We start from the raw sequence: 22,963 nt of genomic DNA, 5'->3' as shown, positions 1-22,963 counted from the left end.
TTTTGGATTCCCCCTATTTCGTCACAGGTTCAGCATCAGGCAAAGGCACGAAGTTTTTACGAAGCCCGCTGTCCGACGTAATTTCCTTCCACGGATCCTTCTGCTTGCTTAAAGCCAGCTTTATTCTCGAGAAGAGCGCGACGCGGTCCTCCTTCTTCTCTAATGCTTTTTTCACATGGTCCAAGCCTACTCGTTCGATCCAAACCGATGTCCGCTCATTCCACTGCGCGTTTTCCCGATAGTATTGGATAAATGCCCCGGCCCATTCGAGCACCTCATCTTCCGTCTTCACGATGCATAATAACTCTGTTGCCCGAACATGAACGCCTCCATTGCCGCCGACGTGCAGTTCCCATCCGCCATCAATCGCTACGACTCCAAAATCCTTGATGGTCGCTTCTGCGCAGTTGCGGGGACATCCGGAAACCGCGAGTTTTACTTTGGCCGGTGTGCTCAGCCGCTCAAACTCTTTCTCCAAGCGAACACCCATGCCAATGGAATCCTGGGTGCCGAATCGGCAAAACGTGGACCCCACGCAAGTTTTAACGGTACGGAGGGCTTTACCGTAAGCATAACCGGAAGGCATATCCAGCTCCTCCCACATCTTCGGCAGATCCTCCTTCTTAACGCCAAGCAAGTCGATCCGTTGTCCGCCTGTAATCTTGACCATCGGGACATCGAATTTTTCCGCAATCTCTGCGATTTTCTTTAACTCCGAAGGTGACGTTACCCCGCCATATATTCTGGGAACAACGGAATAGGTGCCATCCTTCTGAATGTTGGCATGGTACCGCTCATTCGTGAAGCGGGATTCCTTCTCATCCACGTAGGATTCCGGAAACAGCATCCCCAGATAGTAGTTCAAGGATGGCCGGCATTTGGAACATCCCTCTGGATTGTCCCATCCCAGCACATTCATCACTTCTTTGACGGTTCCAAGTCCAAGACGGGTTATCTCGCTAATAATTTCATCCCGTCCTAGCGATGTACACCCGCATATCCCTTCTTTCACGGGCTCCCCTGCTGCATCTCCGGCGTATAACTGAACCAGTCCCTCAACGAGCGGTTTGCAGCCGCCGCAGGATCCCGATGCTTTTGTACAAGCTTTAACGGAAGCCACGGTGTTGCAATTTTTCGTAAGAATGGCATCTTTTATCGCTTCCTTCGATACGCCGTTACAGCCGCAAATGATCTCATCATCCGCCAGCTGAGCCAGCCGCTGTTCCGTCGATACGGTACCGGCATGACCCGTGAAGCCTAACAGAAGCTCCTTCTCTCGGCCCTTGATGGATTCGCCGCTTTTCATCAGCGAGAACAGCTTGGGTCCATCCCCTGTATCTCCGAACATAACGGCTCCGATGAGCCGGTCTTCGCGAATCACGATTTTTTTGTATACTCCTTCAACTTCATCTTGATATCGCATCGATCTTGTTCCTTCCGGTTCAGCAAAATGACCTGCAGAGAACACATCCACGCCGGATACCTTTAATTTCGTTGACGTTACGGATCCGGCGTACCCGCTCGTCTCCACACCCGCCAGATGCTTGGCTAGCACAGCCCCCTGTTCGTATAGCGGTGCCACAAGACCATAAGCGATTCCGCGATGCTCTGCGCATTCACCCACCGCATAGATGCCGGGAATATTCGTCTCCATATAGTCGTTAACAACGATTCCGCGCTTGACTTCAATCCCGGAGGATTGTGCCAAGGAAACGTTCGGCTTGATTCCGACGGCCATCACGATCAGATCGGTCTCGACACGGCTCCCATCCGTAAATTGGAGTGCCTTCACCCGCTTCCGCCCTGAGATGGACTCCGAATTTTTATTCAGCAGAAATTTCATTCCTTGGGTTTCAAGTTCACGCTGCAGCATTCTGGCCGCCGTTTCGTCCAATTGTCGTTCCATCAGATAGGGGTTAAGGTGAACCACGGATACATCCATGCCCAAATGCAGAAGCCCTCTAGCAGCCTCCAGACCCAGCAGACCCCCGCCGATAACCACCGCTTTCTTGTATTGCTTCGATGTCTTCACCATCGTTTCACAATCCTTGATATCCCGGAATGCGATAACGCCTTCCTTGTCGGCACCAGGCAAAGGCAGCATAAATGGATTGGAACCGGTGGCTATAATCAATACATCATAGTCAGCAGCAGCTCCTTGATCGGAAAAGACTTGACGATTCTGGGTGTCGATCCGTGTCACCGTATGACCCGCATATAACTGGATCCGATTCTCCTTATACCAATCCCAATCATTAATGATGATTTCCTTCATATCGGTGCCTCCTGCGAGGACAGATGACAGCATAATCCGGTTGTAGTTCGGATGAGGCTCCGATCCGAATATCGTAATCTCATAAGCATCCGGCGCAAGCTTGATCAAATGCTCGATTGCCCGTACCCCTGCCATACCATTCCCGATCATTACTAATTTCTTTTTTGTCATGGTTTGCGCTCCCCTCCGTCTAACACCTTAGAATATACTTGTTCATTCATCAAAAGCCTTAAAAACCAAAATAGCCTGCATTCGCTCCAGTAGAGTAGGCACACTCTTACCGGGAACGAAAGCAGGCTTCTTTGCCGCTAATGGGATACACCGTTGTATCCGGGAGATATAAAGTTTCTTGAGGGAAATATACACCACATCCGATCTGTCTGTCAACATATTTGACATGAAACGGAGAAATTTAATTAAATATCGACATCACCCTGTGATATATGTTATATAATTTAACATAATAACTGCTTTGTGCTAACTGCTTAAACCCTGAGAGGATATCATTTATGAAAGGAGCGTCAATCCATGCGTTCATTGCTGGTTATCCACCATCCGGTCCCTGCTTCAGAGCGAAGCGACACAGATGCCAGGGCGCTTCTTCCGGAGTTTATCCTTCGTTCATACGGCTACAAGGTCCACCTAGCCCGCAGTGAGAAGCAAGCGCTGGCCGGCATCATGGAAGCAGACGGAACGGTTCTCCACCTCCCGGTTGCCGCAATTAAATCGTGGTCCCGCACGCTCGAACAACAAAAGCGCGTTCCCGTTCTGTGGTGGTGCAGCGATCATGCCGCTTCGCAATCTCTCGAAGCATGTGAAGATGATGTTATAATTGATGGACTTTTATTCCCCACCATGAAGGAGCATGAGCTGCATTGGACACTGCATTTTAGTTCCAAGCATTTTTACGAACGAGAGCAGTGGCATAATGAAAGAACGCAGCTTCTTGCCCGCATTGAAGAGCGAAAATGGATTGATATGGCCAAAGGCATTCTGTGCAAGATGAAAAATATTTCGGAATCCGAAGCATACGATGTCCTGCGCAAACAGGCGATGAATGAAAGAAAAAGAATGGTGGATGTCGCAACCTCGATCGTCAAGTTGTATCAATTGCTTCAGGAGACCGGCTCAGGAGGTGCAAAAAAATCATGATCCACTTATTAAAAGAAGTCGGCCGCGGCAAACGGGGTGCACGGGACCTGACTTACGAGGAAGCGCTGCAGGCTGCAGAATCGATTCTCGGATTGCAGGCAACCCCTGCACAGATCGGTGCCTTTTTCATTGCGGAACGCATCAAAATGGAAAGCGTGGAAGAATTGGAGGCATTCGTGAAGGTCGGCCGTGAATATGCAGACCGTTCATTTGTACATGAGGGTATAGATTGCGCAGGACCTTATGATGGCAGAAAGTCCTCCTTTTTCTCTACGTTAGCCACCTCGTTTGTGCTGGCAGCCGCCGATCTGCCTGTCACTCTGCATGGGACCGCATCACTGCCCCCGAAGTGGGGGATCACATTGTCGGATATACTTGCGGCCAAGGGGATAATCGGACCGTTACTGGCAAAAGCATCATGCGTCCGCGCTGCCCAGCAATCGGGCGTATTATATGTACATGCTGAAGAGTGGTGCCCCCCGCTTAAGAATCTTCGCCCGATCCGGGAGGAGCTGGGTATGCGGACCGTGCTTAATACGGCCGAAAAGTTTGTGGATTACTCTCATTCCCCTTTCTTAACCTTCGGCGTATACCATAATACGGTCTTTGACCGTTTAAGCCGACTGATCATGAAACTCGGTTATCGGAAAGCGATCATCATTCAAGGCAGTGAAGGCTCGGATGAACTATTCATTCACCGGCCCACGCGGACTTACCGAGTTGAGAAGGGTGAAGCCAGCCTCCAGATCATCGACCCGGAAGCGTACGGACTCGATACGCCTGTTCCAGACATAAGCTGGACCCCCTCCGAACAAGCTGACGTTACCGAGCAGGTTCTGCAGGGTACGGGGGACATCGCTTTTATCTACCAGGTTCTGCTAAATGGAGCCGTTCGCTTACAGTTGGCGGATAAGGTCAGCTCCGTCGAGGAAGGGATCTATACTTGCAAGGCTCTGCTGGACTCGGGTAAACCGTGGGAGTTATATGACAAGTGGCTGTCCTTGCTGTTAGAACCCATCCCGAATGACGGTTGGACTTCACCCATCGTCAGACATGTTTCGCATTGAACAGAAGAAACCCGCACCGGGCAAGCGGTGCGGGTTTCTTTTACATTACCTATTAAACTCCAAATCCAAATCCGAACGCAGAAACGATGATGACCAAGAGAATAAAGAGAACCAGTACTGCTCCAACGGATCCATATCCTCCGCCACCGTATCCAGCAACTTCACCCATTGTTCCAACCTCCTTTACTTTTCCGAACACAACATCCTATGCTCGTAATATCAAAGAGCGTAGACTCTTGAGGAAAAAATAAAAACAGACAGGAATTGGGTCAACATAAATCTGGATTTTTTAAGAAGAAGCCTTATTTCGCAATCATTTTCTTGGCATAGTTCAGCACATCCGATTTGGCGCTCTCCGCCCAAATGCTGTACCGAATCTGCTGCTCTTCATCCACCCAATCCAGGTGATCCCTTCCCTTGGAGTCGGTTGTGTAGATGCATTCCACTCCGTTAATGGCGATGGTTTCCTTTTTCTCGTTCGGTTTCTTCTGCGGCACTGGCGTTCCGCCCATTGGCTGTTCAGGTACAATATAACTCGCAACGACCTGAAGCTTTACTTTTCCCTTATCAAAATTCAGGATGGCTGCGGATGCTTCATTCGACTTCATGATGTCGGAGTACACGAACTTCTCCCCGCTTGCGGCCTTCGCTCTCAATTCCTTGTCCAGCTTCTCGTATAGACTCGACGTTCTTTCAGGACTCTTTAAGTATATAATCGCGTTCTGGAATGAATAACTCTTCGGCAAGTCAGAAGGTTTGGTTAGCGTTGGAGCGTTCAATGCCTTCGCCTTCGCCACATAGTCCGCATACTTGGTATTAACAAAACCCATGGACGTAAAGTAAATTTCATCTAGCCGGTTATATTCCTGGTCCGCAACATAATACGCAACCATCTGCCCTGCTTTAAGTTTGTTACTTAACTCCTTGATACGATCATCAAACGAAACGGATGTCTTCTCCGGTTTGGCAGTAGAAACCGCTACCTTCGCCTGTGGAACAGACGTGCTTGCATTGCTTGCTGCGTAAACATTCGCGGATCCGACCATCATCGTTGCTGCGAGAAATAAAGCGACCTTCATCTTGTTTTTCATCATGGTAAAATTCGTACTCCTTTCGGCGGTAAGGCCTTTTATGTTAATTTATAAATACATCACATATAACACCTTACCGACAACAAAAGGGACATTTTGTAAAAAATGAAGGGAAACCGTTTATTCCGATATAAGACCGGCTGCAATCTTCGCAAACTCATCCTTGGACAGTGGATCCTTTGGATCATCTGTAATCACATACAGAATCTCTTCACTGTCGCTAAGCCAAGTCAAGCTGCGAGTTTCAGTAGTCGAATTGGCGGACAGTATCATTTCTTTCCCGTTCACCGTCAGTTTTACGGCTTCGTTTGTGAGCACCCCAGCTTTTGAGCCTTTCTTTCGGGCAAAAGCCAGAATCGTGATCCGATTTTCGCCTTTACGATATTCCATTCCCGTAGAAGCAATCTCGAACCAAGGGACAATCTTATAGAACAGTCCCTGTTCTTCATCCGACTTTCCAGCCTGCTCTTTGAGTTCATTCAGAAGACTTTCATACTCCGGTGTTCCCCATACAGGTTCATTTCTAATTTGAATCCTTCCAAAATCAAATCGATACCCTTCGGGAACATAATCAGGTTCTCGAAGTAAGGGCGCACTCTTCTCTTCGATTTCTTTTGCGAGTTCTTGATAATTCGGATGCTTTGTCGCCATATAAAAATAGTTCAGTGGATATTTTTTAGTGGATGAAGTTAGATGCTGGTCCTTGATATAATATACCGCCTGTTCACCCGGCTTTAACCTCTTGCTCAGCTCTTCTTCCGTCTCTTTTATACGTTTGGCGTTATATTCCGATTCGGAATATTTCCATGGCTTCATGGTAGACAGAATGACTTCGCCTTCCTTGTTCTTGATCTGAATCAAGTAATTACTTGCGTAAACACTAAGAGACGAAAGAATCAAAATCGCAGTAAGCATTGCAATAATCAAGGTTTTCTTACGATTGCCGGTATGTCCCCTGTGGTTCTTCTGGTGAATTTGACGCACCTTGTGCATGATGGCGGGGGTCACGTCCAACTCTTCTTCCACGGAGTGCAATTCCATGCTTCTCAGAATTCGATCTTGCTCCGGCTGTCCCGAATCTCGCATAACCCCGTCCCCTCCTTCTCCTGGATCAGCTTGATGACTTTCTGTTTCATCCGAGCATACTTTTTCTTCACTGCACTAAGATTCTTATCCAGAATCTGTGCGATCTCCGTGAACGGTTTATCTTCGAACACCCGCAGCACGAGCAGATTCCGCTCCTCCACCGAGAGCTTCGTCATGGCATATTCCAGTGGTTCGCTGAACCACCGGCGCTCCAGCGACTGTTCCACGCTATCAGCATGCCCTGTCGATCGAATGAGTCGGCTCACTCGCATGCGAACTTGTCGCTTGCGAAGCAAATTAAGACAATGATGATAGGCAATCTTGTATAACCATGATGAGAACGAAACCTTCGCTTCATAGGTATGAAGCTTGGTGAATGCTTTAATGAAGACATCCTGGACGGCATCCTGCGCGTCCTGCTTGCAGCCGAGCATCCGGCAGCAATATATGTAGATTTGTTTTTTGTACGTTTCGACGATAGGCTCGAAACCATCCACCTCACCGGCCTTAACGCGCCTCACGCACTCCTCTATCGAATCCAATTCGAAGACGCACCTCCGCGTAAATCTTATTTACGTATGTATAACACCTCTTCTTCCAAAAAAGGGACTCTATATTAAAAATAAAAAAACAACCCATACCTTAAGTATGAATTGTTTTGTTGTAATGTCGATCTTTTCTTTTATCAGTAACGTCTTGATTATCCCACGTCTCGCTTATATACCTGAGGGCATATACTCCTGCCATAAAATATATTTTTAATTATATTTCTTACCATCTAAAATGAAATTACAGATATCAATGGATAGGATGAAGAGGTCTCGGCCCATAATGCAGTACAAATAACAGGAGGTTATATGCAATGTCCAACATACATGAAATTCACAAGGGACTAGAGGAGCAGGAAGGTCGCATCATTAGACAAACGATTGCCGAAATGGAAGCTGCATTTAATCAACATGATGCCGATGCCTTGGATCGTCACTTTAGTCAAGACTCCACTTGGGTCAATGTCATAGGGGAGATGCTCTCAGGCTGGGAGCAAATAAATAACGCACATCAAGTTGTTTTAAAGGGGCCGCTTCTTCATGCATACGCAAAGTATTTCATTGAGAAACTTGTATTCTTGCACCAGGATGTGGCCATCGCGCATATACGTCAGTATCCGGCTACATCGAAGGGGGAACTCATCGAAGACGGACAAGGAAGTCTGGCCATCTATGTGATGGTCAAGAACCAAGACACATGGCTCCTGGCTGCTGGTCAGAATACTTTAATCCAAGCGCACCGTAAAGGATGATCACATTAAGATGGAGTCTATCATCCAAGCAGCTTACACATCATTCCCATGGTAAAACCCAGGTTCTCGATCAATAGAATCGGGGACCAGGGCCATCATCTATGCCCGCGATGATTCAAACTGAAAGATCAACTTCTCACTGTCGTCCCTCGTAGCAATAAATTCCTGCACGCGTGAGTCCGAAACATACTTGTTCATCGTCTTTCTCCAGAATGCTTGCGCCCGCTTATTGCGATCCGTGGCATTCGTCTGGACTTCCCAGCTGCCGGCATGCTTGTTGAACACTTGTGATGCAGCATTCTCCGCAACATGTTTGCCTCGGAAGGGTTTCATAACAAAAAACTCATTCATGTAAAATTCACTGCCAAAAGTGTACGGCGGGGTTGCTACCAGAGCAAATCCTGCCGGGATGCCATCCACCCGAATCAGGTAAGGAAACAAAATCGAGGGCTTCTCCCACCATATATCAAAAACTTGGATCTGGTCATTCAAGGTTTTTGTGTCATCATCCTCATAGACGCCATATCGATTCGGCTTCCATCCCCATATCCCTGATAAATCATGCAGATACAGCGGATATATATTATTAATGATAAATTTGGTGGAAGTATCGCTTAACTCCACGGTAACTTTCATATGTTTTCCTCCGTCCTAGACATAATCCAATCTCTTGAAATCCTGCATTTTGCTATCTATAAAACCTTCATTGAAGTCGGCAATCCCCACAAACTCCGAATCTTGAAAACATAGACCTAAGAGCCATAGCTGCCGAATGGCAACAAAAACTGGGACCGCAGCAAGATCATTTTCGCTGAACGATCTGACACTACAATACCCTCTCAGAAAGGCGTCCCATAATCTTTCCACTTCCTCCGGGTCATGTCCGCTGTGTAGTTCTCTGGCAAGCCTAAACTCCGCAACATCGTAAGCTCTCCAGCCGTAACCGCAAAAATCAAAATCATAATGGGTCAGCTTTCCGTCCTCTGTAAATGCAGCATTCGTATTGCCATGCAAATCTCCGTGGCACACGCACCAATCTAAACCACGAACCTTGAGTTCCGAGGTTCGTTTCTTTAGTTCCTTTACCATTTGACTTAGGTAGTTATAATCCGCCAACCGATGCTCCATATAGGGTCTGATAATGGATAAAGGCTTATCTATTAGAAACTCCATATCCAGCTGCTCCCTTGCATGACGACTTTCAAAATGATCCATCGCCTTATGCATGTGGCCGATGGATTCACCGAATCGGTAACTGTCGACTGCGATGTGAATCGGTCTCTCGTGCCCTTCCGCATATTGAAATAGGACCCCGTATCGAATTCCCTCCATAACGTTAAACCCTCTAAGGTATGCTCCGTCTTTTCCCGGAATCGGCTCTGAAACGATGATCCCCTTCGCACTGAGAAACCGGAGCAACTCCAATTCAAACTCGATGTCAGACCCGCTTCTTCGATCAGCCCTGTAGATACGGAAGATATACTTATCAACATCCGTTTCTACTTCGTACGCATCGTTCATGCCCCGCAAAAAATACTGAATTTTTACAACGGAACCAATCTCATAATTGTGTTGAATATGTAACCCTACCGCTTGTTTAGACAAAAGCGAGTAAGTGACAGGAAATAAACGCAACCCCAATCCCTCCTTGCACTCAAGGGTATCATCCTCGACAAACTCTTACATATAGGCTGTATGATTATAATTATTTTTTATATAAACCACGGTACGTTGTAATTTACAAAAAAAAGCAATAAGCTCTGTCTTCTTTAAGACAGGCTTACTGCTTAAAATCAATTAGTCTTCAATCATGATTTGCTTGTAAATCCCATAAGCTCTTTCACATGCAGGGTATTTTCCAAAGATGTCAGCTTTTCCAGCAAAGTGAAAGCCACATCAAAAGCCGTTGCCGGGTTACATGAAGTGATCAGATTCCCATCAACAACGATTTGTTGTTCCATGACATGGGCACCGAATTCTCGCAGCTGTGATTTTCTGATGCTGGTTGGGTGATCATAAGTCGTGGCTTTTCGTCCCTCCAGCACGCCGGCTTTGCCAAGCGTAAGGGCTGCAACGCAAATCGTAGCAATCCATTTGCCCTGCGCATGAAACTCCTGAATGATCTTGGAGAACCTGGAGTCGTATGCATCGTTATAAAAGCCAGCTTCCTCGAACCCGCCGGGAATCGCCAGCGCATCATAATCGTCCACATTAACCGAGTCCAGCGTGATCTCAGGAATAACGGTAAAGTTCCACGTGCACTTCAACCGGTCATGCAGTCCCGCGGTCACAACCTGGGTTGTCCCATCCCCCTCCAGCTTGTTCCAACCCAGTACATCGGTAAACACACTAGCCTCCACAGCTTCAAATCCATCCGCCAACAGTAAAAGCACTTTCTTCATAAGCCATCCTCCCCCGTCCTTGTCACTCTATTATCATATGAAGAGACATCCCGATCTTTTGGATTGTGTACTATCATAACTACACTTATCTCTAAATTCAACTGAAAAACAAATGAATAACAAAAAGAAGCAGCCCGATGACTGCCTCTTTTTGTTCAATAACCTGCATATCGGAACGGATGCTGAATTAATGATTTAAATCATATAACCCAGGTGCGTGCTCGTTCGCCAGCTCAGGCATTATAGGTAACGGAAACCCTTCCGGAGGTTGAACCACTTGCAGCTCTCCGCCATTTCTGCTTGGTGTTTGACCGCTAAAAATCTCGCCGATTCGCGTATCATCCAGCCTGAAGTTGAACTGTGCGTTATGGAAGCCCATATCTACGTATTTTTGGCATTCCGGATATTTATGGATGTCGTAATTCGGAACAGGGAATATATTACCCCATTCAACGCCCAGCGTCTCCAGTGCTTTGGCAAACGCATTTTGATGCGCATTATCCCGCACAATCAGAAAAGCCAACGTCTCACGGAACGTTTTGTTTGTGCTCATCTCATAGATTCGCGTTTTTTGAAGCACTCCCGTTGATTCGAGAACAACGTTATCGAGCAAGTTACTAACCAAATTTCCGTGATCATAGACGTAATTTCCCTGCCATGGGTTTCCTGCGGCATCAACAGGTAAAGAACTTTGGGCTCCCATGATAAAGTGATGCGGATTCGCATGCTTGATCGCTTCATCGAGCGGGGCCTCGTCCATACCGGAATTACCAGCGCCTTCAGCGCCAGCGCCGGTAAGCAGCTGATTGATTGTATGTTGAACCAACTCGACATGGCTTATCTCTTCCAAGAAAACGCCACGGATCAGGTCGCGATATGGAATGGCATTCCCACGGAAATTGTTGCTCTGGAAGAAGAATTGCATCATCGTCCGCATTTCGCCGAATCGGCCGCCTAACGTTTCCTGCAGCACCTTTGCAGCTGCTGGATCAGGTTGATCTGGAACGATCAGATTGATCAGATCCTCTTTATAAAAATACATGTAATATCCTCCCGCTTCCTCAATATAGTCACGAATCCAGTTTGCGTTTACATCCCATTTTCCATGCACTGCACTCGTCACAATAATTTCTTGGAAATTGCTAGGTGCCTATTCTGCTTATTTCGAAAGAATTAAACAACTATCTCTTGCACATAATGACTCTGTTTGAATAAATCTTAAAGGAGCGAATAAGATTGGGAATTTTAAGCGGTAATCCTAAAAATGAGCCCATGCATTATGGGGAAATATTTAGCGTATGGTCAGCATCCATGTTGGCAAAAGGCATGGTATCCTGCTACGAGGCTTATTTGAATCATGCAGGCGATAAAGATCTCAAAAAAATTCTGAATGATCTGCTGGATCAATCCAAGCTTGAGATTAAAGAATGTGATGAATTGCTTACCGACAACGGAATCGCCCCTGCACCGGGACTTCCCGAAAGACCCCCGGTTAAACTCGAGGATATTCCGGCTGGCGCAAGATTCACGGATCCGGAAATAGCAGCCAAAATCGCAGCTGATACATCACTCGGATTGGTATCATGCAGTCAAACCATGGGACAATCCATCCGGGAAGATATCGGCGCGTTATTCGCTAAATATCATCTCACCAAGACGGCGCTGGGTGTGCGTATCCTTCAGATGAATAAGGAAAAAGGCTGGCTCATTCCGCCGCCGCTTCAACTCAAGAGACCTGAATGAGTATAGTGTAATCAATCAAAAAAACACTCTGATCTGATGTGGCTCAGAGTGTTTTTTTGATTTAATCATGTATTCGCACATTGAGCTTCTACTCGCTAAGCCTGCTGCTTCTTAACAGGCTGATGATCTCGAAGGAGCCAAATGTGGAAGAAATATTCAAAGATTCCAGATAAGAAGCAACGCCTATCCCCAGTGCAGCAATCACAGCTGATGCAAACGTGGCATTCGAAAGCCCGACGATGATGGCCGTAATCATGGCGCCATGGACCAAAAGCTTAACCAGTAACTTCTCCATCCTGATCACTCCTATTATTGGTGTAACAACATCTGCTTGTATAATTTATAACCCCATTTTATCCTTTCAAACTTTTCCTTTTCTATCTGTCCTTGGATGCTGCTTCTTTTTTGTTTTTAACTCATTCCCTGACCCTCGCCGATGATTCCAGGTTCCGGCGGGAGTTGTGGGGCAACGGGTTGATTGCAACCTGTTGCCTACCAATGAGGAACATGCCTAGGATGACCAAGATGCCGCCGCACCATTGCTCCCATCCTGCGGATTCTTTTAATACGATGACCGATAACAACAAAGCCGTGAAAGGCATCATGCCGGAAAAAGCAGCAGCTGTTGATACATGGCAGCGCTTAATGCCGGCATACCACAGCATGAAGGCCACGGCCGTCACGATCGGTCCATACCAAAGCAGCGCAAGCCATTCCTGCAATCCTATTGCTGCCAGTGAAGCCACCGGATCCTCGAACCATGCGGGGATCAAGCATAGCAACAAGGCGATCACCGAGACCAGCGTCGTCTGGACCATAGGATGAATGGCTTTGTTTGGTGAAGCCGTTCGCTGCATCGAACCGATGCGGGAAAGCAGATTAAAGCCGGATTCACTCCATGCAGCGCAGAGCACAAGCAGGTTACCGTACAGATGTTGTGCCTCGAATGCATGGCCCGGCGTGAGTACCCCTTGTATGATCATAATGCCTACCACCGTGGTAACAATGCCTACCAGCTTATTGCCGTTCACCGATTCTCTCAGGAGCCCAAATGCCAGCATGACGGTAAAGGCGGGTGTAGCGCCTGTTAGAATTCCTGCTTCTGCCGTGCTGGTATGAAGAAGTCCTTGCAGCAGCAGCATCCGAAACAGAAACATTCCGAGTATCGCCTGAAAGAATAGAACCCCCCAGTCTCGGAATGTTAACTGTCGAACCGTCTTCACCAGCTCCTTCCTACATAGAGGAAGCAGACATAGCAGAGCCAATACCAAGCTGGCGGCTGTTATCGTAAATGTCCCTAATTTCCCGTTCAAAAACCACGCCGTGATGACAGAAGTCCCTGCAAGCGTGAAAGCCCCGCATAAATAAAGCATCCCTTTCCATCGTTCCAAAAAAATCACATCCCCCAGTTATTACAGATCGACAGCGACTGAATCTATGCTACAATCATAGGGAAAATACTGGTATGGTTACAGATCCAGTTAAGCGCAAATTTATGCAGACCAGTTGGAGGATGCTCTTATGTTGGGAATAAGACTGCACCGTAGCAGCGAAGTATCGCTTAAACGACAAATTTATACAGCTATAAGGGAGAGGATTGTTCAAGGAATCCTGCAGCCAGGAGAAGGCCTGCCCTCATCCCGTCAGTTGGCGAGAGAACTCATGGTATCTCGTAATACGGTCAATGAAGCGTTTGACATGTTGAGCGTCGAAGGCTACGTTATAAGCCGACAAGGGGCACCTACACGGGTCGCTAAAGGCATTGCACTGGATATCCTGGCTAACCTTGAACCGCCGCCGCGGAAAGAAGCTCCTCCTGATTTCGCAGCAGATTTCCGCACGGGACAGCCTGAACTCCGGCTATTTCCACGGTACGCATGGCAGCAGATTTCAATGAAAACCCTTGGCGACATGAGCTCTGCTCTGCTAGGTTATACGGGTCCTCAGGGGTTGCCTGCACTTCGAGAAGAAATCTCATTGTGGCTTTATCGTTGCAAAGGCCTTAAGGTATGCAGCCAGGATATATTCATAACGGCAGGTGCAACACATGCGCTGAAAATCCTTGCCGACTTACTCTATCAGGAAAATCAGGAAATTTGGTTTGAAGATCCCTGCAACATCGAGATGCTGCAGACGTTCATCAACAAAGGATATCGAATCCATCATGTTCCCGTAGATGAACACGGGATTCAGACCGATCACTTGACCGACAAGTCTGGATGTCCCGTTTATGTTACACCCTCTCACCAATTTCCGCTTGGAGGCATTCTGCCGGCGGATCGGCGTGCTGCGCTCATCCGCTACGCCAGAAAAAACGGCAGCTATATCATCGAGGACGATTATGACAGCGAGTTCCGATATAGCGGAGATTCGGTCGCACCTTTATATGCCATGGATCCCGATAAGGTCATTTATGTCGGCACGTTCAGCAAAGTTCTGTTCCCGGCGCTTCGGATCGGGTATGCGATTGTGCCCCGTAAGCTTCAACAGCGCTGGGGGCATTTGCGTACCCATACGGATGTGCAGAATCCCCCTTTTGAGCAAGCTGCCTTAGCCGAGTTTTTGCGCACCCGGAAATTTGACAGGCATATCGGGAAAATGCGAAAGATCTACGGCGAACGGAGGCAGGTCCTGTTATCTTCGCTACATGAGTATTTCGGAGATACTTGGCGTTCCTGGGGCGATGCAGCCGGTCTGCATCTGGCTGTAGAATTTCCAGGGGCGATCTTTGACGAGGCTTTCAGGCAGAGGACCCGGCAGGATCGGATACGCATCACGCCACTGGACTATCATGGTATTCAAAAAGGGATCCATGCAAACAAGTTATTGTTCGGCTACGGTCACCTGGAGGCAGGCGAAATCCGCGACGGAATATCCCTGCTGCATGCTTATTTGAAGGATCAAGGCTGCTTATAACATCTTCAAGATTTCTTTATGCTTCCATCCAAACAGTGAAGGCTGCCATCAGGCAGCCTTTTTTATGCTTCGTCACCGTACTCCATACATCCCATTCCTATTTAATCTTTATCGCAGCCTCCGTGCTCGCCAGCCGTTTCGCAGCTTCTTCGGCTTCCAGAAAGGCCTGTTCCAGAACTTGGTTCCGATCCAGAATCGCATTTCCCTGTGCCCGAATGATCTGATAATCCATTACTCCCATAAAGTTAAACATGGACTTAAGGTATTTATGCGAGTACTCCACCTCGGCGTACCAGTCATGATTTGTGTAAATGGCGTCACTTGCCTGAATGACCAGCAGACTGCGGCCATCGGTTAGCAAACCTTCCGAGCCGTTCTTCGTATATTGGAATGTCTCACGCGCAATGAGGATATTATCGATATAATCTTTAAGCTTGGACGGAACGTTGAAATTGTGCATCGGCAATACGATGACATACTTCCGTGCCGCCTTAAATTGCTGCAGAATGGCGGACATGCGGTCCGATATCTGCTGCTCCTCTTCGTTAAGCGGCTCCCCTCTACCCTGTTTGTTCCAAAGCTCTAAAACCATATGGTCTATGGCAGGTATAGAATCACGGTATAAATCGATTTGTTCTATAGCACCTGCCGGGTTGCATTTCGTGTACGCCTCCAAAAAATGCTGAAGCACCCGCAAGCTGACCGAAGTCGCTGACTCCACCCTCGGATGTGCGTTGATAATGAGTATGTTCTCCATCTTATATCTCTCCTTTTTCGACTATTTCATAATGTAGACAAACAAGGCGGTCCAAGTGTGACATCAATTCTGATTTTATGCATAAATCAAAGGCTGCGATGGAAAGGATATCTAATATATGTGTCGGGGGAGTGAAGTTATGGATCTCAAAGAAAGCCTGGCTGAGTATTTCAAAGCGAATGCTGATTTTTTCAATGTTGAAATTCAATTGCTTCAGTATCAAGTTCAAGTGATCGGTTTAGATTCTTTAGTTGATCTTCCCCAGAGTATCGCTTCACTGCAAATCCAAACCTCAAATATGATTGAAAATTCCCTGTCGCCCGCTTCACTTCTTAAAAATCTAGGCGAGCTTGTCGAACCCAAACTGGAAGCGGTTATTCCTGACATCATGAAGGGCAACCTGATCGTCCTGGAACCCTTGTCTGGAACTTGCAGCGCCGTCCTTCCGATATCGAAAAGTGTCACCCGCTCAGTCTCATCGCCAGAAACGGAAAATACGTTATACGGCTCAAGCAGCGCTTTTCTGGAAGATATCAATACGAACATCGGCATTCTTCGAAAACATTGCACCGGATCCTCCTTGCAAGTCGAAACGTACACCGTCGGGAAGAGTCATCCCAAATCCTTATTGTTAATCTATCAGGAAGACCGAATCGACCCCCGGTTACTGCAATCCATTCAAGCGAAAATCAAGGCGGGTCTGGATCAGGAAGTTCACCATATTCAGCATCTCGAGAACATGCTGGGCGTAAACACGTGGTCGCTCGTAACCAACTTCACCATGACGGAATTGCCGCAAAATGCGGCTCACTCCCTTCAGCAAGGCAAGGTTGTGTTCATGCTGGACCGTTATCCGTTCGCAATTATTTTACCCAGCCTTGTCATGGATATGTTCTGCATGAAGGACGATCATAATTATCCTCTCCCGTTCATGTACCTGATCCGACTCCTGAGAGTTGTCGGCGTCTTGATCGCGACCATTATTCCCGGGCTTTATGTGGCCTTGGTGTCCGTCAATCCTGAAATTCTGAGGCTTCAGCTGGCCTTATCGATTGCGAACAGCCGGCAGGACGTCCCTTATCCCGCCTTTGTCGAGACGCTGCTGCTCCTCATCGTTCTGGAGCTCATCTTGGAAGCGAGTGTCCGTCTTCCGAAAAGCGTGGGACCCACCATTACGATGGTGGGCGGTATTATACTGGGCCAAGCTGCCGTATCCGCCAAACTGGTCAGCAACCTGCTAATTATCGTGCTGGCGGGTACAACCATTGCTTCTTCCACGGTAGTGGGATTTCAGAACTCTGTATCTGTTCGCGTGTTCAAATATCTGCTGATCATTTTATCCGCCATCTATGGCATGTTAGGGCTGCTTGCTGGAATCGTTGTCGTCTGCGCCTATATGGGCCATCAGAAAAGTATGGGGATTCCTTACTTATCATTACCTACATTAAATCAGAAGGATGAGCGAAATGGATAAAAGTGGTTATCATGCAACCATCCTGTACGTGGTTTGTCATATGGGGCTTATCTTTTTTCTCTATCCCTCCGATTTGTTTTCAGGCATGAAAATGGGGCACTGGATCGGAATCTCCATAAGCTATGCGCTGCATGCAGTCGCCCTCTTCATGTACATTAAAGGCCTGCAATGGGCCGCCCAGCGGAATGTCGTGAATATCGTGGATGTGTTCCGGAGCGCCGGCAAATATCTCGCGTGGATCTTTTTGCTTCCTGCCTTCTTTTACTTTGGTATCGCTATTATCATCACGCTTAGGGCCTATTCCGAGATGTTGAACCTGGTCTTTTTATCAACCACGCCGCTGTGGGCGATCCAGTTGTTATTGATTGCTATTGCTTTTCTCATGGCTTGGCAAGGCATGGCCAGCATGGCCCGAACCAGCATCCTGCTGGTCATTCTGTTCACATTCCCCATCATTTTTGTTCTCTGCTTTAGCTTTCAAAACGTGGATTGGTATTATTTGATGCCGATCATAGACCCTGAACAATCGTTCCATTTTCTTGCGAAACCCGATTTTCTAGTCAGTTTATTCGTCTATGCTGGCGGCTTCTTTTTCCTGGGACTGTTACCGCCATCCATACATATTAGCATCAAGAAAATGATGCTGGGCTGCCTTCTGCTGCTTCCCATGTTCTTGTTATCGGTATATTTGCCGCTTCTGACCTTTGGGCAAGCGACCGCCGAGTTATACCAATTTCCCATGCTGATGACCATAGACACCGTGAATATCACTTGGCTGTTGTTCGATCGGGTCACGATTTTTTTCTTATTGAGCCTGATGGCGTTTGCGCTGCTGTACTTGGGAGTGACATTATGGGTTCTCGTTACGCTTACCAAACGGGCTGCCCCAATGATTCCCAATATCTATCTACTGATTGCTTTGACCGCCGGTTTGTTTGCCATATCCATCGCCATCCCCAACTGGGATTTCCTTAAGAAGCTGCAAGTGTGGATTATTCCTCTGCGACTGTATATTTTCCTGGTTCTTCCGCTGATCACGTTTATCATCGGATGGCGGCACAAGCATAAAGCAAACCGTGCAACGGAGGTAACATAAAATGGACAACCCGGTCATCATCCGCCATGCCTTGAAGTGCTTTCTCATGCTGGCCGCCCTGGTTCCCTTGCTTACCGGCTGCTGGGATATCAAAGACATTAATCATCGCTCGCTTCCGGTGATCATGGGCATTTCGTTAACCGAGGAGAATCAATACAAGGTGTTTTTGGATATCCCGGCAACGAATGATACAAGCACCGTAAATATCGTTTCGGATACGGGCGATACCATCAATGAAATCATCGATCATATAAGCATGAACATGGAGACTCAAGTGGATCTGCTGCATTTGAAAATCGTCATCGTGGATAAAAAATTTGCCCGAAACGGCATGGAAGATATCATTTCCGCATTTAATCGTTCCAGAGATATCTCCTCCAAAACGCTTTTTGCTATCAGCGATCAAGGGCTGGATCAATTCTTTTCGGATATGGCAGCGAAATCCGAACACAGCGGTAATATCGTTTATGACTTTTTCGAAAAAAACGCCGGCTGGAACCCTCAATTAGCGGATACGAGGGTATGGCAAATGTTTCGCAGCATTCATTCCTATACGCATGATGTCATCGTCCCCATTATACGTTCAGGAAAATCCACAAGCATCGAATGCATGGGTTCGGCCATCATTAAGAATGGCAGGATGACGGGCCGAATCGGACCCGATGAAACGCTTGTGGCTAATGCCTTTTATGGAAAAAGCGCGTTCGGCAAAGTCGAGGTCATGGAAAGCGCCACCGTACAAATCATAAGCAACAGGCTTACCCATCACAGCTGGATGCAGGATGGCAAACCTTATCTTCGAAGCCATCTTAGACTGAAGGTTACCATCCTGGACTCTAGGGGGCATCCGACGGAAGGGCAGATCACCGAGAAGCTGGAAGAACTGCTCACCCTCCGGCTGAATCAGATGTTTCAAGAGACACAAAATGAACAAGCGGATATCTTGGCTTTGGGCCAATTTTTCAGAAATCATCTGACCCGAGAACAGCTGCGGGATTGGAGAACGACTTACTACCCTAATCTGGATTTCAAGCTGCGAGTAACGACCGTCATTGAGAATCGAGGTAATCTTAAAGATTTGTAAGTCCAGGATACGGATTGGACCACATAACAATCCATCAAAAAAAGGACCGCACCTGCGGTCCTTTTGATATTTCGCATACCTGCTCTTGCTGCTGGCTTTTTTGCCGGATGACCAGCATCCCCTATAACGCTTCATACTTACCATGGGTTACGTTGTATGCATTAAGACTTCGCCCAAAGCATCCAGCAGCTCTTGATTTTCTTCCGCCGTTCCTACCGAAATCCGGATATGCCCAGGCAGTCCCCAACCTTTGGCGTATCGGACGATAATCCCCCGCTCCAGCAGCTTATGGTACAGGGTATCCGCATGTTCTCCAAGCTCTGCCAGTATGAAATTGCTCATGCTCTCGTCGTAAGGAATCGATAACCGACTCAGTCCCTCATAGATTTGTTGTCTGCCTTGTTCATTCATCCGGCATGATGCCTGGACGTGTTCCTCATCCCCAAGTGCCGCCGATGCCGCTGCTTGCGCCAACGCATTGACATTAAACGGCTCTTTAACCTGAAGCAATGTGCGGATAATGCCTGCTGAAGCTGCTCCGTAGCCGACGCGAATACCCGCAAGACCATAGATTTTGGAGAAGGTATTCAGGGTGATGACCGGATATCCCATCTTGATGAAATCGATCCCGTCCGAGTAATCAGGCGCTGTCGCGTAATGGCGATATGCCGTATCGATCACAACCAGTACGCGAGTAGGAAGACGGTCCAGAAGCTTTTTCATTTCAAGCTCGGGAATATAGGTGCCTGTTGGATTATTGGGCGTACACAGATACACGATTTTGGTTCTTTCCGTAATCACGGACAGTATATCTTCCGCAGAGAAGGCAAATTGTTTGCGCAGCGGTACCCTAATGACCGTACTGGACATAAGAAAAGCACCAAACTCATATTCGCTGAATGTCGGATCAGGAACCACGATCTCGTCGCCAGGCTCAAGGTATGCCCGAGAAATCAGCATGATCAGTTCATCGCCGCCGTTTGTCACAATGAATTGATTCGCCGCCAATCCCAAGTGCTCGCCAAGCGCTTGCGCGAGACCCGAAGAGCGTTCGTCGGGATAACGGTGCAGATCAGACAACCGCTCCTGAATGGCTTGCAATGCTTTGGGCGAAGGACCGAGTGAATTTTCATTGGAAGCCAATTTGATGACGCGATCCAAGCCGTATTCCTGCTGTACTTCCCAGATGGGCTTTCCTGCCGTGTAAGGCTTCAACCGTCCTAATGCCTGCCGCGGCGTGACCTGCAACTCTTTATCTTCCCCTGCTTGATTCAATGTGTTCGCCCTCCGTTACCGCGTATTCATCTTCTACACTTCGCTGTAATCGATCTCCAAAAACTGTTCCACTTCCTTCTTCCAGCGGTTCTCGACGAAATCAACATGCTGCGGATGCACATTATAGGCTTCATAATCGGCTTCGTTATCAAATACCATCGAGAAGCCGAAATCATATGTATTTTTAGGACTGATTTGTTTAAATACCTTAAACGCTTGAACCGTTGGAATCGTACTGAGGGCAGATCGTCCATCCTCCAAAAAACGATGCTCCTCCGCCGATCCTTTCTCATGTTTAAGTGAAAAAATAACGGAATGAATGATTGGGTTGGTTGTCATGTTTGTCCAGCTCCTTATTAAGATTCGTATGAGGCTGATGATCTTGTATAACTTGAAGTACTGTGGCTAGAGTTACATCATATTATAACGTCAATCGTCAAATAAATCGCTACGAAAAAGGCACCCTTTTCCATGAAATCGAAAAAGAGTGCCTACTATCTTGCAAATTTCACAACAATGGCATCGTCATAAAACATGACTGTATAGCCCTTGCTAATTATTTAGTCTTCTGAATGTGATTCGTCAACAAATCAAGTAGATATGCTTTTAGGTCAACCATTCGTAAATTCGCCGGCTTTTCGTTCGTTCCAACAATGATCAGTGGGACAAGCGACTCCATACGTCGGATCGAGCCATGGCCCCCGCCCCCCTCATGCGTTGGTGAACTGCGGTCCGCCAATTCGTATCCCGGTTTAGCCGTCACGACCAAAAATTCACCTTTATGAGAGTTCAGCGCCCCGGACAGCCTCTCCAGCACATCGGGATACTGCCCGTAATCCAAGGTCCGATCATCGGCATTCAATTTAAGGTCCAGCACCTCGGCATCCTGCTTCACGGTCCATGTCTGTTTATAGCGATCGACCAGGTTACCTTTCGCCTTATATCGGAGTTCTTTCGAAGTAGATCCCTGAATGGCATGAATCCATTCATTTTCTTTCCAAGCAACAAAATCGATGCGGTCGTCCTTGCTTAGGATATCCGCTAAGCTTCTCAAAGAACGACTCGATTTGAAATTATATACATAAGCCATCGTTTCATTGACTGCGAGGGCGACCTCGGTCTCCGCTTTCACCTCTTCGCCCGGCTTTAGAACGGAGATGCCTTTCAGCATAGCGGGCATATCAATCTCCGAACGTTGTTCCGCCGGAAGAAGCTGTGTCATTCCGCTGTCCCCAGCGATGACGAAAATCGCTTCGTTAAACGCTTTTTCCGGGGATCCGAAGGCATTTAATAAGGATTGGAGCTGCTGATCCACCTTTTTGACGCCTTCGAGCTCTGACGGACCTTTTTTATGAAGCTTCTGGTCCAGGTCCGGTAAATAAACATACAAAAAATCCGGAAGCTTGTTGGCTTGAATCAGATAGCTAACGGCTTCGATTCCATACTTATTGTTCAGCCCCATCCGATCGTTGAGATCATCAGGCAGATTCTCTTTACCTTCTAGGGGGTTCGACAAGGCTCCCAAGGTTAAAAAATCCGGGCCTTTGACTTTTATTTTTTTCTGCAGGGAAGTCGGACCTTGAATCCAATCCGGGATCGTCAGCGTATGCTCGGTCGTTCCACGATAAATCAGGCCGTTAATCGATCCTGATTTCAAGCCGAGCCGGGCTAATTCTTCGTGGATTGTACGTGAATTCGGATTTAGATGTTTTCCGTTCAAATGGATTAAAGCATCGGTCAGGACCGGATTGATGCCTTGCCTGAGGATTTCCATCGGTCCTGTTCCGTAGTTGATCATCTTTTTATCGTCGGATGAATACCATAAAAGCCCCGGTACGCTATGGCCATTCGGATATTTTCCCGTCAACATCGTGCTGTCAATCGTGACGGACATCGTAGGAAAAGAGCTGACCAGATCCTTATAGTATTGTCCATGTTCAATCAAATATTGAAAGGTGGGCAGCTGTTTTTGAGATATGCCCTTATCGATCGCCTGTGCCATTAATGAGTCGACCATCAGAAATATGACTTTCTTATGAGTGTTCCCTTGTTCGGATTTAACCCTCAGCAAATCCTGTTCGGCAGGTTTTTGATGCTGGCATCCCGTTACCGTGATCAGCACAAGGGACAGCATTACGATGAACATCCTGTTTATCCGCATTTCGCATTCACCACCTTAGTACATTTTGTCACTAAAGTGGACATGTCATTCGAGGGATATTTTGCATATTTTCTTAAGCATGCA

23 protein-coding genes are annotated in these 22,963 nt (G+C 47.3%); 8 read left to right on the top strand and 15 right to left on the bottom strand.

The features are described from left to right. Positions 1–13: 13 nt before the first annotated feature. On the bottom strand, positions 14–2,446 hold the full coding sequence (gene nirB / locus OHJ21_RS05470) for a nitrite reductase large subunit NirB (RefSeq protein ID WP_100536696.1): 2,433 nt from the start codon (positions 2,444–2,446) through the stop codon (positions 14–16). 357 nt (positions 2,447–2,803) lie between these two features. Between nirB and OHJ21_RS05465 the strand changes: the two genes are divergently transcribed. Continuing rightward, entirely contained in the window at positions 2,804–3,427 is a 624-nt protein-coding gene (locus tag OHJ21_RS05465) for an ANTAR domain-containing response regulator (protein WP_100536695.1), read from the top strand. Continuing rightward, positions 3,424–4,494 carry an anthranilate phosphoribosyltransferase gene (locus tag OHJ21_RS05460; RefSeq protein WP_100536694.1) on the top strand — a complete coding sequence of 357 codons (1,071 nt, stop codon included), beginning with the start codon at positions 3,424–3,426 and terminating at the stop codon, positions 4,492–4,494. The genes OHJ21_RS05465 and OHJ21_RS05460 overlap by 4 nt, the downstream gene beginning before the upstream one ends. A gap of 52 nt (positions 4,495–4,546) precedes the next feature. Here the strand turns inward: OHJ21_RS05460 and OHJ21_RS05455 are convergent, their stop codons facing one another. The 4 genes from OHJ21_RS05455 to OHJ21_RS05440 all read right to left on the bottom strand — a co-directional run bounded on the left by OHJ21_RS05455 (position 4,547) and on the right by OHJ21_RS05440 (position 7,192). After that, complete coding sequence (locus OHJ21_RS05455; RefSeq protein ID WP_218033639.1) at positions 4,547–4,663, bottom strand: YjcZ family sporulation protein; 117 nt, start codon at positions 4,661–4,663, stop codon at positions 4,547–4,549. A gap of 133 nt (positions 4,664–4,796) precedes the next feature. Then, positions 4,797–5,588 carry a hypothetical protein gene (locus tag OHJ21_RS05450; protein WP_486019463.1) on the bottom strand — a complete coding sequence of 264 codons (792 nt, stop codon included), beginning with the start codon at positions 5,586–5,588 and terminating at the stop codon, positions 4,797–4,799. Positions 5,589–5,705: 117 nt separating this feature from the next. Next, the gene (locus OHJ21_RS05445; protein ID WP_486019462.1) at positions 5,706–6,671 is read right to left on the bottom strand and encodes a hypothetical protein; all 966 of its coding nucleotides are present in this window, start codon (positions 6,669–6,671) and stop codon (positions 5,706–5,708) included. Beyond that, positions 6,632–7,192, bottom strand: a complete 561-nt coding sequence (locus OHJ21_RS05440; RefSeq protein WP_243390638.1) for an RNA polymerase sigma factor — start codon at positions 7,190–7,192, stop codon at positions 6,632–6,634. The genes OHJ21_RS05445 and OHJ21_RS05440 overlap by 40 nt, the downstream gene beginning before the upstream one ends. A 341-nt stretch (positions 7,193–7,533) precedes the next feature. Between OHJ21_RS05440 and OHJ21_RS05435 the strand changes: the two genes are divergently transcribed. After that, positions 7,534–7,971: an SgcJ/EcaC family oxidoreductase gene (locus OHJ21_RS05435; protein ID WP_486019461.1), complete on the top strand. Its 438-nt coding sequence runs from the start codon at positions 7,534–7,536 to the stop codon at positions 7,969–7,971. 99 nt (positions 7,972–8,070) lie between these two features. Here OHJ21_RS05435 and OHJ21_RS05430 read toward each other — a convergent pair whose 3' ends face one another. From OHJ21_RS05430 to OHJ21_RS05415, 4 genes are all read right to left on the bottom strand, one after another. Further along, positions 8,071–8,607, bottom strand: coding sequence for a GNAT family N-acetyltransferase (locus tag OHJ21_RS05430; protein ID WP_486019460.1), 537 nt, complete (start codon positions 8,605–8,607; stop codon positions 8,071–8,073). A gap of 15 nt (positions 8,608–8,622) precedes the next feature. Then, a complete protein-coding gene (locus tag OHJ21_RS05425; protein WP_486019459.1) occupies positions 8,623–9,606 on the bottom strand; it encodes a phosphotransferase enzyme family protein in 984 nt (327 codons plus the stop codon). A 173-nt stretch (positions 9,607–9,779) separates the two neighbouring features. Continuing rightward, a complete protein-coding gene (locus OHJ21_RS05420; RefSeq protein WP_326112637.1) occupies positions 9,780–10,373 on the bottom strand; it encodes a DJ-1/PfpI family protein in 594 nt (197 codons plus the stop codon). A gap of 187 nt (positions 10,374–10,560) precedes the next feature. Next, positions 10,561–11,415 (bottom strand): manganese catalase family protein, encoded by an 855-nt coding sequence (locus OHJ21_RS05415; RefSeq protein WP_486019458.1) that lies wholly within the window; start codon positions 11,413–11,415, stop codon positions 10,561–10,563. Positions 11,416–11,609: 194 nt separating this feature from the next. On the opposite strand from OHJ21_RS05415, the gene OHJ21_RS05410 reads away from it, so the two are divergent. Next, entirely contained in the window at positions 11,610–12,116 is a 507-nt protein-coding gene (locus tag OHJ21_RS05410) for a DUF3231 family protein (protein ID WP_100536686.1), read from the top strand. 88 nt (positions 12,117–12,204) lie between these two features. On the opposite strand, the gene OHJ21_RS05405 is transcribed toward OHJ21_RS05410, so the two are convergent. Together OHJ21_RS05405 and OHJ21_RS05400 are read right to left on the bottom strand one after the other, a co-directional pair. Continuing rightward, entirely contained in the window at positions 12,205–12,411 is a 207-nt protein-coding gene (locus OHJ21_RS05405; RefSeq protein ID WP_486019457.1) for a hypothetical protein, read from the bottom strand. Positions 12,412–12,532: 121 nt separating this feature from the next. Next, a complete protein-coding gene (locus OHJ21_RS05400; RefSeq protein ID WP_486019456.1) occupies positions 12,533–13,516 on the bottom strand; it encodes a DMT family transporter in 984 nt (327 codons plus the stop codon). Between the two features lie 121 nt (positions 13,517–13,637). Between OHJ21_RS05400 and pdxR the strand changes: the two genes are divergently transcribed. After that, on the top strand, positions 13,638–15,032 hold the full coding sequence (gene pdxR / locus OHJ21_RS05395; protein ID WP_486019455.1) for a MocR-like pyridoxine biosynthesis transcription factor PdxR: 1,395 nt from the start codon (positions 13,638–13,640) through the stop codon (positions 15,030–15,032). Positions 15,033–15,129: 97 nt separating this feature from the next. On the opposite strand, the gene OHJ21_RS05390 is transcribed toward pdxR, so the two are convergent. Continuing rightward, positions 15,130–15,789, bottom strand: coding sequence for an FMN-dependent NADH-azoreductase (locus OHJ21_RS05390; protein WP_326112646.1), 660 nt, complete (start codon positions 15,787–15,789; stop codon positions 15,130–15,132). A 139-nt stretch (positions 15,790–15,928) separates the two neighbouring features. On the opposite strand from OHJ21_RS05390, the gene OHJ21_RS05385 reads away from it, so the two are divergent. The 3 genes from OHJ21_RS05385 to OHJ21_RS05375 are packed head-to-tail and all read left to right on the top strand — an operon-like array spanning position 15,929 to position 19,443. Further along, the gene (locus tag OHJ21_RS05385; RefSeq protein ID WP_326112647.1) at positions 15,929–17,263 is read left to right on the top strand and encodes a spore germination protein; all 1,335 of its coding nucleotides are present in this window, start codon (positions 15,929–15,931) and stop codon (positions 17,261–17,263) included. After that, positions 17,256–18,359, top strand: a complete 1,104-nt coding sequence (locus OHJ21_RS05380) for a GerAB/ArcD/ProY family transporter (protein ID WP_486019454.1) — start codon at positions 17,256–17,258, stop codon at positions 18,357–18,359. Before OHJ21_RS05385 ends, OHJ21_RS05380 begins: the two co-directional genes overlap by 8 nt. A gap of 1 nt (position 18,360) precedes the next feature. Continuing rightward, entirely contained in the window at positions 18,361–19,443 is a 1,083-nt protein-coding gene (locus OHJ21_RS05375; RefSeq protein WP_394056449.1) for a Ger(x)C family spore germination protein, read from the top strand. 147 nt (positions 19,444–19,590) lie between these two features. Here OHJ21_RS05375 and hisC read toward each other — a convergent pair whose 3' ends face one another. From hisC to OHJ21_RS05360, 3 genes are all read right to left on the bottom strand, one after another. Continuing rightward, the gene (gene hisC, locus OHJ21_RS05370) at positions 19,591–20,718 is read right to left on the bottom strand and encodes a histidinol-phosphate transaminase (RefSeq protein WP_100536679.1); all 1,128 of its coding nucleotides are present in this window, start codon (positions 20,716–20,718) and stop codon (positions 19,591–19,593) included. 33 nt (positions 20,719–20,751) lie between these two features. Continuing rightward, the gene (locus tag OHJ21_RS05365; RefSeq protein WP_100536678.1) at positions 20,752–21,057 is read right to left on the bottom strand and encodes a Dabb family protein; all 306 of its coding nucleotides are present in this window, start codon (positions 21,055–21,057) and stop codon (positions 20,752–20,754) included. Positions 21,058–21,274: 217 nt separating this feature from the next. Beyond that, entirely contained in the window at positions 21,275–22,879 is a 1,605-nt protein-coding gene (locus OHJ21_RS05360) for an alkaline phosphatase family protein (protein ID WP_486019453.1), read from the bottom strand. Between the last annotated feature and the right edge of the window lie 84 nt (positions 22,880–22,963).

The sequence above is a fragment of the Virgibacillus sp. LDC1 genome, assembly GCF_025792345.1.
Classification (GTDB): domain Bacteria; phylum Bacillota; class Bacilli; order Paenibacillales; family Paenibacillaceae; genus Paenibacillus_AQ; species Paenibacillus_AQ lautus.
Note: the sequence above shows the minus strand (reverse complement) of the source record. Positions and strands in the feature narration are given on the sequence as shown.